A 14048-nucleotide genomic window follows, 5' to 3' on the forward strand; every position below is an offset into this window, starting at 1 on the left:
TCTTTTTTAATGTAAAATAATATTTATATTTAAAAGGTGATAATTTAATTTATTCGAATATATTTTTTAAGTTAAAAATAATTAATCAAATAATTCAAACAAAAGGACAAAATATGCGTAAAGTAGTTAGATTAAAAAATAAATTACGTGCTGAAAAACGTAAACACAAATTACAAAAAGAACAAGCAAGAGATCAAAGAAGAGCTGAAAGAGCAGCTGCTTAATAATGTTCTTAAACAATATAAGCTTAAAGCTTATATTTTTATTTATCAGTTAATTATTAATAGGAGGTAAAAATGACAGCTATTGAAGAAAAACTCCCCTTTCTTAAACCTGGTTTTTTCTCATGAACCGGAACAACACCAAATAGCGCACCAGAATATCATCAAATTTCAAAACTAAGCAACGTGATTTTTCTTATAGGTGCAATTTTAGTATTTATCACATGTCTTTTGTTATGAATTTTTAAAAGACAAATTTATGCAAGATACCAAAATAACAAACTTTCCCCGCTTACAAAAAATATTTTAATTAGAACTGCTGGTCTTTTTACAATCTTCTTTATTTGTGTAAGATCAGGGCTTTTACTTTCTTCTAACTTCCAAAGAATGTGAGAAGCAATTCCGTTCCATTATTGTAGATTAATGTGCTTGGTAATTGGTTTTTTACTTTTATTTAATAGGCTTGAATATATTAAATACTTTGGATTTTTCTCAATTATTGGTGGAATTGTAGCTCTTTCTCTTCCTGATTTAAAATACATTTACACAATAACTAAGGGTGATTTAAAACAAATGGGAGTAGAAAATTTCATTCAAGTTGATCCAAACAACCACAGAGAATTCTTTATGGTTTATGGCCAAAAAGTATGAATTGGAGATAACTTCTTTAAAGTTAACTTTAATAATTTATTCTTCTGAGATTTCTACCTTATTCACGCTTTTGTAATTCTTTCTCCAATTGTGATTATGATTCTTTTCCCAATGCAATATAGACTTAGAACTTCAGTAATTTCATTTGTTATCATTTTTACAACCTTTTTATTTATGTATTGTTTAAATTGAATTTTAGATATCACAGCTCCAATTCAATGACAAAGTAACTACTTTTATGCAGGACTTGATACTGTTAATAAGATTTACTCAAAAAAACTTGGAGTGTTAACAAAACACCCTTGACATTTCTTCACTTATATTTTCTTTGGTGCTTTATTTTTGGCAATTTCAAACATTTTTTACCTTTATCAAGACAATGTTTTATTTGAGTTTTCAAAAGGAAAAATGAAAGTGAAAATCATTAAAGGTGAAAATCTTAAATATTTTAAGGAACATCTTTCATAAAGTGAGTTTAATATTTTCAAAAATAACTAATTTATCTAAGTTAATAACTTAGATATTTTTTTAATTTCTTATAGATAAAGATATAATTTAATTATTAATCATAAATAAAGGAGATTTAAAATGAGTGCAGTAGCAATAGCAGTTTTAGTTATTGTTTTAGTTGTGATTTTTTCATTAGCAGTAATTATCCTTCTTTCAACAATCAAAATTGTTTCAGAAACAAACTTTTATGTTGTTGAAAGATTCGGAAAATATCACAAAATTTTATTTAAAGGACTTCATTTCCTTGTTCCATTTATTGAAAGAGTAGTGGTTAAAGACAGTGTTAAGGAAAAGGTTTTTGACTTCCCTGCTCAAAGCGTTATTACTAAAGATAATGCAACAATTAAAATTGATACAGTTGTGTATTTGAAAATTGAAGATCCAAAACTTTTTGCTTATGGAGCTGAAAATCCAATTAGAGCTATTGAAGCATTAGTTTCTACCACACTTAGAAACTTAATTGGAGAATTAGAACTTGATGAATCATTAACATCGAGAGAAATTATTAATTCAAAATTAACAAGTATTTTAGATAAAGCTAGTGATTCATGAGGAATCAAAGTTAACCGTGTAGAATTACAAAACATTATTCCGCCACATGAAGTTCAAGAAGCTATGGTGCGTCAAATGCAAGCTGAAAGGGACAAAAGAGCTCAAATTTTAGAAGCTGAAGGAATTAGACAAAGTGAAATCTTAAAAGCTCAAGGATACAAAGAAAGTAAGATTTTAAATGCTGAAGCTAATAAACGTGCTTTAATCTTAGAAGCTGAAGCTCAAAAAGAAAAAAGCATTCTTGAAGCTCAAGGTAAAAAACAAGCTATTGAACTTCTTAATGCAAGTGAAATTTCAGCGCAAGTGCTTAATTATAAAGCAATTGAAGAGCTTGGAAACTTAGCTAATGGAAGAGCTACAAAAATCATTATTCCACCTAATTTAGGGGATGTAGCTTCATCTATGGCAGTTGCTAAAGCTGTGTTAGAAGAAAAAGAAAGCAAAGAAAAATAATTTAAAATTAGCCATTTGGCTAATTTTTTAATTTATAATTAAACAATATGAAGCAAAATAATAACTATAATGCTGAAAGCATAACTCAACTAAAAGGACTTGAAGCTGTTAGAAAACGTCCAGGAATGTATATTGGTGGAACTGATGTACATGGACTTCATCACCTTGTTTGAGAAATTGTAGATAACGCAATCGATGAAGCTCTTGCAGGATATGCCAACAAAATTGATGTTATTTTAAAAAATGATGGGTCAGTAATTGTATCAGATAATGGGCGTGGAATACCAGTTGATAAAGCTAAAGGTGAAAATCGAACTGCAGTTGAAATTGTCTTTACAGAACTTCATGCTGGAGGGAAATTTAACGCTGGAGCATATAAATCTAGTGGTGGACTTCATGGGGTTGGTTCTAGTGTTGTAAATGCATTATCAAGCAAATTAATTGTTACTGTAGCAAGGGATAAAAAGTTATATCAAACAGTTTTTGTGCAAGATAAAATTGTGGAAAGAACCCACGAAATTGGAACTTCAAAAACAACAGGAACTACAGTTCAATTCTGACCTGACTATTCATTTTTCAAAAAAGCTAAATTGAACATCAGCACAATTAGTGAGAGATTAAAAGAAAGCTCTTTCTTAATTTCAGGACTTAAGATCACATTAATTGATGAAATTAGTGACTTTAAAGAAGTTTATGAATATCAAAATGGACTTCAAGCTTTCTTAAGCTTCCTTAATGATTCAAAAGATAAGCTTACTGAAGCTGTTTCGTTCCATGAAATTAAAAAAGAAATCGAAGTGGATTTTGCTTTCCAATGAACCGATTCATATAATTACATTGGACTTAGCTTTGTAAATAATGTTAAAACTCGTGATGGTGGAACTCATGAAATAGGGATGAAAAATGCTTTCACTAAAGTGTTTAATGATTTTGCTATTCGTGAAGGTGTGCTTAAAAATAAAAATGTTTTTGATGGCGATGATATTCGTGAAGGACTTAGTGTTATTTTATCTTTAAAAATCCCTGAACACTTACTTGAATTTGTGGGTCAAACCAAAGATAAATTAGGAACTCCTGATGCTAAAAATGTTGTGGAAGAAGTTGTTTCTAAGTATTTAGAAATTTGAATTGCAGAAAATAAAAATGTAGCGAAAAAAGTGCTTGATAAACTTAAAAAAGCTTATGAAATTCGTCAAGAGGAACGTAAGCGTAGAGCTGAAGCTAGAAAATCTAAAAATGTGCTTAAAGACAAAGTTGTCCTTAGTGATAAATTAACTCCAGCCACATCTAAAAAAGCAGAAGAAAAAGAGCTTTTCTTAGTTGAGGGAGATTCTGCTGGTGGTAGTGCTAAAAGTGGTAGAGATAGAAGATATCAAGCAATTCTACCTCTTAGAGGGAAAGTTATTAACTCAGAAAAATCTAAGCTTTTAGATATTATTAAAAATCAAGAAATTGGGACAATCATTAATACAATTGGTGCTGGATATGGGAAAGATTTTGATATTTCTAAATCTCAATATGGAAAAATTGTAATTATGACTGACGCGGACACCGATGGTGCTCATATTCAAATTTTATTATTAACTTTCTTTTATCGTTTTATGAAACCTTTAATTGAGCAAGGAAAAATTTATATTGCTCTAGCTCCACTTTATAAAGTAACTACTAAAGCTAATAAGAAAATTCAGTATGCTTGAGATGATGAAGAGCTTAAAGAAATTTTAGATTCAATCAAGGGTGCATATGAACTTCAACGTTACAAAGGACTTGGTGAAATGAACGCTGACCAGCTTTGAGAAACAACAATGAACCCTGAAACTAGAACGCTTGTAAAAGCAACCATTGAAGATGCTTCACTTGCTGAAAGAAGAGTAAGCGTGCTTATGGGTGATAATGTTTCGAATAGAAGAGAGTGAATTGACCGTAATGTGGACTTTTCAAATGAAGATGATTTCATTGAGAAAATTAAAACTAATAATTAATAAATTGCACATGCTAAGCATGTGCTTTTTAAATACTTTGACTCCTATAAGGCGTTGTTAAAAAGAAAAAATAAAACTCAAAGCAAATTAGCTTTGAGTTTAAAATTATTCCAGACCATTTTTGTTTTTAAGGTTAATTTTGATTGGGCAACCTCCTAACTTTGACACTTTGGTCTTTTTTAAGACTTTTTGAATTTCTTAATATATTACATATATTAAGAAATTTTTTATTTTTTTATTTCATATATAGTAAATATATGGTATAATATGGTAAAAAGGACAAATTATGGCATCAGTACAAATCATCAAAAAGAATAAAACACAATATGTAAGAATCGTAGAATCATATTGAGATAAAGAAACTAAAAAACCAAAAATTAGAGAAGTAAAATTTTTAGGTAAATTAGAAGATCTTACAAAAGATAATCCAAACTTCATTGAAGAATTAAAAGAATCTGTTAGTTCAAAGAAAAATCAAAAACAAAAAGATAGAAACGAACAAATTTTACAAATCATGAATTCTTTAAAATTGGACAAATTTAAAGGAACAGAAATTAAAGGATATGGAAATTTAGTTTACGAAGAAATCATAAATTATCTAGAATTACCAAATTTCTTAAATGACTTACAAAAGAAAAATAGTAGGTCAAAATATGACCTAGCATCAATTACAAAAATGCTAATTTTAACAAGAATTTTAGAACCATCTTCTAAAAGAAGTTCAGTTGAAAAAATTAAAAAATATTGATACAAATTTGATGATAGTTTGAAAGACATTTATAGATCACTTGAGTTTTTACAGGATAAAAAAGCGGATATTTTAAAACATTTAAATGAACAATTTGTAGACAAAATTAACAGAAATTTAACATTCTGTTTCTATGACGTTACAACTGTTTATTTTGAAAGTTTTATACCTGATGAACTTAGAAAATTTGGTTTTTCAAAAGACAATAAAGTTAACCAAACTCAAGTTGTTTTAGGTCTTTTAATCGACGATATGGGAATACCGATTTATTATGATTTATTCCCTGGAAACACATCTGATTTCTTGACTTTAAAACCTGTTTTAGAGAATATAAAAAGAGACTTAGGTATAGATAAAATTACTATTGTTGCAGATAGAGGTTTAAACTCAAAAAGTAACTTATTAGCCATAAAACAAGCAGGATACGATTACATAATGGCTTACAAAATCAAAGGTAAAGAAAATAAAATTGAAGGAATTTATGATCTTGATACATATAAAATGATGTATGAAGAATTCAGTGTGAAAAAACAAGATCACAAAGAGCTTTTTAAATCTAATAATACCTTTTATGAAATTGACAATAAACTGATTTTAACTTTCTCTGGAAAGAGACAAAGAAAAGATAAAAAAGATCGTGAAAGACTTATTAAAAAAGCTGAAAAATTACTCAATTTATCAGCTATAAAATCAGAAATGAAAAGAGGTGGTAAGAAGTATTTAAAACTTTCAGCTAACGAAGTTGAGTTAGATCATCAAGCGATTTTGAAAGATGAAGCCGCAGATGGATTTTATGGAATTTTAACATCTCATGAAGATATGGATGAAATGGAAATTATTGAACAATATTCAAAACTTTGAAAAATAGAAGAAAGTTTTAGAGTGATGAAAACAAACTTTGAAGTAAGACCAATTTATCTTTCAACTGAAAAGACAATCAAAGGACATTTTTTAATTTGCTTCCTTGCACTCACGATTCAAAGATATTTAGAATTTGTTCTTGAATATTGTGGTTATCCGCTTCCTACGAATAAAATAATTGAATCAATTAAAAATCAAAAATTATCAATTATCCCAGAAATAAATACTTATATTAAATCAGAAGAATCTGAAGAGTTCAAAACTATATTAAAAGTTCTTGGACTTAAACCAATTGAAACTATTGGTAAATGTGAAGACGTAAAATTTACTATATAGGAATTGTGATATAAAAACGACGAATAGCTCTATATTGTAGGGTTATTCGTCGTTTTAAGTTTTAAAAGTGTCAAACTTAGGAAAAAGAAAAAATAAAACTCAAAGCAAATTAGCTTTGAGTTTAAAATTATTCCAGACCATTTTTGTTTTTAAGGTTAATTTTGATTGGGCAACCTCTAAAATCAAAAGTTTCTCTAAGTTGATTTTCAAGGAAACGAAGGTATGAAAAGTGAGCATACTTTTTGTTATTAACAAAGAAGGTAAAAGTAGGAATTTTTGAAAGTTCTTTTCTAGCGTAGTAAATGTTTAATCTACCACCATTGAAAGGAACTGCAGGTTGAATTAATTGTGTTTCTAACACAAAGTTGGAAAGAAGTGAAGGTTTAATATCTCTTTCGAGGTTAGTACGAACCATTTTGATTGTGTCAATTAACTTGCTAATTCTTTGGTTATATTTAGCTGAAATAAAGACAAATGGAACTCAAGGAACAAAGTGGAATTTTCTTCTCATTTTTTCTTCATATTGAGCCATTGTGTTAGTTTCTTTTTCAATTAAGTCTCATTTATTTACTACTATAATTACAGGCTTTTCATTATCAAGAGCATAACCAATAATTCTAGAGTCAAAGTGGCTAATTTCATCTTGAGTAGCATCGATAACAATTAAAGATAAATCAGCTTCAGCAAGTGAGTTCATAGCACGCATTAAAGCGTAATGATCAACACTTTCAATTAATTTAGATTTTTTAGTAATACCAGCTGTATCAACAACGTTGTATTTGTCACCATCAATGGTAATGGTAGATTTAACACTATCACGAGTAGTACCTGCTATTTCAGATACAATTGATCTATTTTCCTTAGCTAAATTGTTTAAAAGAGAGCTTTTTCCAGCATTAGGTTTACCAATAATTGCAAGGTTAAATAATTCTTCTTCTTGTGTTTCTGTAAAGTCAAGTTTTTCAACACAAGTATCTAAAACTTCACCAATCCCTTCACCGTGAAGAGCAGAAATAGCAAAAATATCATCAACTCCTAATTTATATCATGAATAATCAAACATTTGGTTGTTTTCAAGTTTATTAGCAACGGCAATAATTGGTTTATTGCTTTTTCTAAGAATGTTCATGATGAACAAATCATCGTTTGTAATTTCGCTATTTCCGTCAAAAAGAAAGATAATTACATCAGCTTCTTCGATAGCGATTTTAGCTTGAATTTGAATTTGTTCTTGGAAAGGTTTATTTTCAATTTCGATTCCACCAGTGTCGATAATTTTAATTTTATGACCTGTTCATTCGATTGTTTCATATAAACGGTCACGAGTAACTCCTGGTTGATCATAAACGATAGAAACTTTTTTACCTACTAACCTGTTAAAGAAAGTGCTTTTACCGACATTTGGTTTACCAATAATTGCAACTGTATTACGCATTTTGCTCCTTAATTTTTGAGTTTACAATTTCTACGATTTTATCAATTACTTCTTCACGTGTCATGTGGGTACAGTCGATTAAAATAGAATCTTCGGTTTTATGAAGCGGATCAACTTCACGGTTCATATCTTGAGCATCTCTTTTTTTAACGTCGTATAAAACTTCTTCAAAGTTAGTTTCGTAACCTAATTGTTTATTTTGTTGTCATCTACGTTTGGCTCTTTCTTCAGGGTCAGCTCAAAGGAAGATCTTAACTTCAGCATGAGGCATAATTCTAAATGTTGTATCTCTACCGTCGATAATAAACCCTTTGCTTTTTTTAGTCATGTGTTGAATAAAATCAACGACAAAATTTCTAACTTCTTGAATTTTTGCTACAGTAGCTGCTGATTGAGAAACGTATTCTGCACGGATTTTAAGAGAAACATCTTCACCTTTTAAAAAGACAGTGTCATTTTCTCTTAATTTCACCATTCCAAGCTCTAAAGTAGAAATTACCTGATCATGATTTTTTAAATCTGCACCTGCGTTAATTGCGTTTAACGCAACAGCGCGATAAATGCTTCCTGAATTGATAAAAGTGTAGTTTAATTTTTCAGCTAATTGTTTTGAAACTGTTGACTTACCTGCTCCTGACGGTCCATCAATAGCTATATTTACCTTCATTTTTGCTCCTTATTTAAAATATATTAAAAAACACCCTTGAGTTTAAATGTCCATTTTTTTGACAATTATTCTGGTGGTGTTTTTCATATCTATTATGCTGTTAGCACTAGAATTTTTAATTGTAAAATTTTGATTTATTTCTAAAAGTAAATCATCTAATTCATTTGATTGGAAATTGTAAGTGTCCATAAAAGAACCCCTATCATTTTGGAGTTTTTCATTTAACTTGATGAAACTTTTTTCCAATTCAACTAAATTTTGATTTTCGACTTTATTTGAATTTGTATTAATAGCAAGCTCTTCAAATTCTTTTGTATTAGATAATTGTAAGTTGTTATTGAAAGTTTGATTAATTCAATTGATCTCATTTAAAAGAGATTGATTTTCATTAAGTGATAACAACTTTAATTTCCGAAAATCATATTTTTGCGTAATTGGAACATCCTCTTGTTTATTACGCATCATATATTGTTATATTTTACTTTAAAATATAAATAATAGTAATTTAAAATAGAAATTTTTAATTCTTGCATGCCTTAAAATAAATTCAAAACATAAATTTGATTTTATACAGAAATTGTTTTATCATTATTTATACAACATTGGCATAACATAAAAATCTTTTTAGGAGCTATTATGAAAAAAACAAAAATCATTTTACTTGGTATTTCAAGCATATTGTTCATTGGATCAATAGCAACAGGGATTGTTTTTGGAGTAAAAACTGCTAAAAATAATGATCAAAAAACAGGTGAAACAGAAAAAGAAAATCAACCAGAAAAACGAGTTGATGACGATAAAAAAACTTCAGAACCTAATGGGGAAAATGTCCAACCAAGTGAGCCTTCTAAAGATGCTCGAGAACCGGTAGATGAGACTGCCAAACCAGAAAACCCTAATATTGAAGTTGTGGAAGTTACAAAAAACGTGACTTTCAAATTCTTCATTGGAAATAAATACTTAACTGGAAAAGATTTTTCTATTGATGCAAGAGTGACAAATAACAAAATCAAATTAAATGAAATTAAGTTTCCTTTCCGATTTAGCACTTCAGTAAATGAAGTTGATTTTGCAGATGTTGTTAATTTAACAATAACACCAATTTATAATGTTATAAGTGTAAAACTTATTGATAATAGTTCAGAAGTTTCTACTCAAACATTTAACCTATTTTCAAACGAAAATAGCATTTTAAGCTCAAATATTCAATTGCCAAATGGATATAAATTTGCTCAAATTCAACCTGAAAGAATAAATTTCAGTAGCACTCAAAAAGAAATCAGAATTGATGTAGCAAAAATTGTAAATGTAAAACAAATGCTTCTTCATTTTGTAGATAAAGTAAATCCATTAAACAATCAAGATGTAACAATTACAAACATTAGCGCCGAAGATAATTCAGTAAATATTCAAAAATATCTTCCACAAAACTTTGCTTTTGACAACCCAACTGATGAAAATGTTACTTATAAAAATGAAGTAACATTATATATTCATAAAATGAAAAAAGCTTTTATTGTTAAGTTTTTAAGCGAAAACAACGTAATTTCGCAATATCTCAGTGAAATTTATGTAGACGAAACAATTGTAAATCTTGATAAAACAAAAATACCAAATAATTATGAATTAATAAGCGATCAATCTTCATATGAATATGCTCAAGAAATAGATATAAACGTAAGAAAAAAACAAAAATCAGTAACTATAATTTACAGATTTAATAATGCAGAAGTTTTTCAAAGAGTAGAGCAAATTGATGTAGATACTGCAACAATTTCTATTAATAAATGAATTCCAGAAGGTTACTTATTAGCAAATGGCGAAAGTGAAAACAAAGCAGTTAGTGACAAAATTATTGTTAATGTCATCAAGGAAAATAAAGAAGATGAAAAGCAATCATTAGTTTCTAAAATTAATGAAAATAAAGAAATGTTCTTCAAAATTGAAGCTCATAAAGATTTATTCACTAATAGCGAATTAAAAAACATATTAGCCGAAAAAACAATTCTATTTGAAAATCTTGAGAGCTATTCAGTTCAAGAATTGAACCAAAAACTTGAGGAAATTAATAAAGCTTTCAATTTATCATATTCAAATAGCAAAGAACTTTTTGATGCACAAAAATCATTGAATTTACCGAAATTACAAGAACTCAAAGCAAATAACTATTACTCAAATGATTTTGAGAAATATATAAATGATATTGTTTCTAGCTATGATTCTAGACAAGATGAAAATCAAAAATTAGATTTATTTATTGAAGAGTATTCAAAATTCAAAATGCAAGCATCTGAGATGGATGTATTTAAAGAAGAAACAGATAGATTTCTCACTAATAAACCAGAGAGACTTGGGTATAAAGCTTACTTAAAAGCAGACGCTAAAAAAAATAAAGACTATGATGGAAATGATTATTATAAAGTGCCAACTAACAGTAAATTCGATTTAAAAATTAAAATCCTTAATCCTGATAAGTCACAAAATGAATTTTGATACCTGAAACATCTTTACAAACATCTTAAAACAAAATTTTTAAACTTAAAATTAATAATAAGAGGTAGAAGACCTAATCTTTCTAAAATTCAAAAAGAGATCAATATAAGTGATATAGATTTTGATAACAACTCAATTAGTGAAGTATATTCATTTAATGATAATGAGGAAAGATGAATTGAAATCAAAATTTATCACCCAGATACAAGAGAAGTTCATTATATAGAAAACTCATTAATGGATGCTAATGATTATTCAGAAATCTATAACAATAAACCATGAATTAGAACTGGTGAAGATATTGATAATACACCAATTAAATCAGAAATTGTAGCTAATTCAATAGATGATTTTTGATTATTCCCTAGAGGATATTCAATTGATTTCAAGGGTAAAATGGATTCAGATTTAAATTATTTAAGTACTCAAGTGAGATCCGAATGAAATAATCTTTGAAATTCAAAAATTAGTAATGGACAATCATTTACATACGGAAATGCATTATGGGTAACTTTCTTAAAATTCTTCACAGAGCTGAATTTTAAGAATTCTAACTTTACTTTTAATAAAGAAAATTCAATTTTTACTAAAACTTTCACAAACTTAGGAAGTTTCACTTACCAAATTGAAGCAACTGCAAACCAAGATTTTAATACCAAAAATTTCAATGGAATTGGTGGAGCATTCTTTGATTTTGGATTCACTAGCTTTGTAAATCACTTCCAAATTCAAAGTGGCCAAAAAGTTAGAGTAGAAATTTCTCTTAATAATGATGAAGCTTCTTGAAAACCAGGTGAAGATCCGAAACGCCCACTTGAAATTATCAAAAACAATAACGGTGATTTAAGTGCTCTAAAAAAACTTGGATATCCTTTAGCGAATTATCCTTTTATAGCTACATTCTATGGTAAATTGACTTTCAAATTATATGTAGATGATGCGTTAAAATGAGACTTTAATTCACACCAAAGCTCACAATCTCACTCAATTCCTGTCTTCCCACTTGCTAAAAACGAAACAGATAATCCTAAAAAAGTTGTTATTTACTCAACTTATACAAAGGCCGCAATTGGGTAAAAAAACTGGCAAACATAAGCCAGTTTTTTCTATAAATTATTGCGTAACCTAATTATCAAATTTCAAAAATTTCGCTTTCATCAGCATACATTTTGTCGTTTTTATCTATTTTATAGTGATCTTGGAAATCTTTGGAAATACGTAATTGTAAGTTAACTCTTTCTTTTGCTGGTGAATGGGGATCTGTTAAAAGTCTTTGAATTGCAGATTCTTTTCTTGTAATTGCTCTTTCACAGTATGCATAATTTTCAAAGAATTTCTCAATATCAAAATCACTTTCTGTTCTAGCAGCTTCAAGAGCAGAGATAATTCCACCTTGATCAGCAATGTTTTCAGAAACTGTTAATTCACCATTAATTTTTCCAAATGGAGTTTCAAATCCATCAAAAAGATCGATCATAAGTTTGGTTTTTTCTTTAAAAGCAGCATAATCTTCTTTTGTTCATCAGTTTTCAAAGCTTCCGTTTTCGTCAAATTGAGCACCATTATTGTCAAATGCGTGCGAAATTTCGTGACCAATTGTCATTCCTAGCCCACCATAGTTTGCACTTGAGTTTTGGTTATAGTCATAAAACGGAGCTTTCAAGTATCCTGCAGGGAAGACGATAACATTTGAAAGTGGATTAAAGTATGCGTTAACTTCAAATGAAGCCATTCCTCAGATATTAGGGTCAACTTCTTTTTTGTATAAACTTAATTGGTGCTCTTCGATAATATCAGCAAATTTACTAATATTTGAAGTAAGTGACCCACCTTCTTTGTAAGCTTCCACTATAAATTTATCAAAATATGAATAAATATAATCTGGATATCCAACCATTGGTCTTAATTTGTTAAGTTTTCTAATTGCTTTTTGAGCTGTTTCTTTAGTAAGTCAAGTGTTTTTTGATAATCTATCTTGATAAACTTTGACAATTTTATCAATCATTCTAAGCACATCTTTTCTTGATTCTTCAGTGAAATTAGCTTTTCCATAATATAAACTAAATGGTTCATTAAAAAAACTAAGTGTAAATGAATAAGCTCATTTTGAAAGCGATCTAGGCTTTTCTGCACCACTTAATACTTTGGTAATTTCAAAAACAGTTAAACGTGTTTCAGGGTTTAAATATCTTGCAAAAGCAAGCACACTTCTTAAATACATTAAGTCTCTGACTTGCTCAAAAGTTACCTTATTTGTATAAAAATCATCAATGTTTTCTAAGTATTTAAGGTTAGGAACAACTATTTGATCAATTTTTTGTTTTAAAAGTTTTTCTGCATTGTCGGCAACTGGGAAAAAGTGTACTTTTTCACTAATTTGTTTTAAATCAAGTGGGTTATAAACAACTTCAACTTTGTGAAGCTCAGCACTTGAAAGTTTTAAATCAACAAGTAATTTATCTACGTGAAAAGCATTTTTAATAATTTTTAAAGCTTCTGCTTTTGTTTTGCCTAGTGATCTAAAAAGTTTAATTGCCACTTCTTTAACTGTTGCAAGAATTTTTTTAGCTTCTTTTTTACGTGAATAATATTCTTTTGAAGGTAAAAGCAAGTTAGGTTCGCTAAATCATAAGGTATAAACTTTGTTATTTACAAAATCTTCAGCTACTTCAAAATCATAAGGTAAAAAAGAAGAGATTTTTCTTACTTTAAAGTAGTTGTTATTAAAATCTTCTCAGCTATTAAGTGACTCGATAAAATTCAAATCTTCTAAAGCTGGTTTCCAACCTAATTTAGTTTGCATTTTAGTGTTTTTGAGCATTTTGTAAAATTTCACCATCTCATGAATTTGAGGGTTGTTTGGTAGCTCTTTTTTACCAGTTGCTCAATCATTTACTAGCTTTCTAAGGCCTTTTTCGATCTCTAAATGAAGCTCTGAATATGAGCTTAAACTTGAAAGATCTTTAGGGATTTTTCTTTTTTTAATCCAGTTTTTATTTACATAGTTATAAAAATCGTTTTTTAATTCGTTTTTCATATATTTTCCTTTGGTATTAATCTATATTTATTAATTTTACATTAATTGTTTTTAGATGTGCAAAATGGCTCTAGAATTTTCAAACAAATCTAGCATATAGTA

The 14048-nt window shown here is 28.5% G+C and carries 9 protein-coding genes; 5 read left to right on the forward strand and 4 right to left on the reverse strand.

Annotated features, from left to right (window positions below; translation table 4 throughout):
• Positions 1–296 precede the first annotated feature (296 nt).
• The 4 genes from GOQ20_RS01230 to GOQ20_RS01245 all read left to right on the forward strand — a co-directional run bounded on the left by GOQ20_RS01230 (position 297) and on the right by GOQ20_RS01245 (position 6314).
• Complete coding sequence (locus GOQ20_RS01230; RefSeq protein WP_167845092.1) at positions 297–1340, forward strand: YwaF family protein; 1044 nt, start codon at positions 297–299, stop codon at positions 1338–1340.
• Positions 1341–1460: 120 nt separating this feature from the next.
• Positions 1461–2387, forward strand: coding sequence for an SPFH domain-containing protein (locus GOQ20_RS01235; RefSeq protein WP_167845093.1), 927 nt, complete (start codon positions 1461–1463; stop codon positions 2385–2387).
• Between the two features lie 47 nt (positions 2388–2434).
• On the forward strand, positions 2435–4369 hold the full coding sequence (gene parE, locus GOQ20_RS01240; RefSeq protein ID WP_167845094.1) for a DNA topoisomerase IV subunit B: 1935 nt from the start codon (positions 2435–2437) through the stop codon (positions 4367–4369).
• 286 nt (positions 4370–4655) lie between these two features.
• Entirely contained in the window at positions 4656–6314 is a 1659-nt protein-coding gene (locus tag GOQ20_RS01245) for an IS1634 family transposase (RefSeq protein WP_167845019.1), read from the forward strand.
• A 127-nt stretch (positions 6315–6441) separates the two neighbouring features.
• Here the strand turns inward: GOQ20_RS01245 and der are convergent, their stop codons facing one another.
• From der to GOQ20_RS01260, 3 genes are read right to left on the reverse strand one after another with little or no spacing between them, the layout of a single operon-like run.
• Positions 6442–7749 carry a ribosome biogenesis GTPase Der gene (gene der, locus GOQ20_RS01250; protein WP_167845095.1) on the reverse strand — a complete coding sequence of 436 codons (1308 nt, stop codon included), beginning with the start codon at positions 7747–7749 and terminating at the stop codon, positions 6442–6444.
• On the reverse strand, positions 7742–8416 hold the full coding sequence (gene cmk, locus GOQ20_RS01255) for a (d)CMP kinase (protein WP_167845096.1): 675 nt from the start codon (positions 8414–8416) through the stop codon (positions 7742–7744). The genes der and cmk overlap by 8 nt, the downstream gene beginning before the upstream one ends.
• A gap of 42 nt (positions 8417–8458) precedes the next feature.
• Positions 8459–8881 carry a hypothetical protein gene (locus GOQ20_RS01260; protein WP_167845097.1) on the reverse strand — a complete coding sequence of 141 codons (423 nt, stop codon included), beginning with the start codon at positions 8879–8881 and terminating at the stop codon, positions 8459–8461.
• 171 nt (positions 8882–9052) lie between these two features.
• Here GOQ20_RS01260 and GOQ20_RS01265 point away from each other — a divergent pair, with 171 nt between their 5' ends.
• Entirely contained in the window at positions 9053–11986 is a 2934-nt protein-coding gene (locus GOQ20_RS01265; RefSeq protein WP_167845098.1) for a hypothetical protein, read from the forward strand.
• 52 nt (positions 11987–12038) lie between these two features.
• On the opposite strand, the gene GOQ20_RS01270 is transcribed toward GOQ20_RS01265, so the two are convergent.
• Positions 12039–13946 carry a M13 family metallopeptidase gene (locus tag GOQ20_RS01270; RefSeq protein WP_167845099.1) on the reverse strand — a complete coding sequence of 636 codons (1908 nt, stop codon included), beginning with the start codon at positions 13944–13946 and terminating at the stop codon, positions 12039–12041.
• Between the last annotated feature and the right edge of the window lie 102 nt (positions 13947–14048).

This window comes from Mycoplasmopsis gallinacea (assembly GCF_012220205.1).
Taxonomy (GTDB): Bacteria; Bacillota_I; Bacilli_A; order Mycoplasmatales; family Metamycoplasmataceae; genus Mycoplasmopsis; species Mycoplasmopsis gallinacea_A.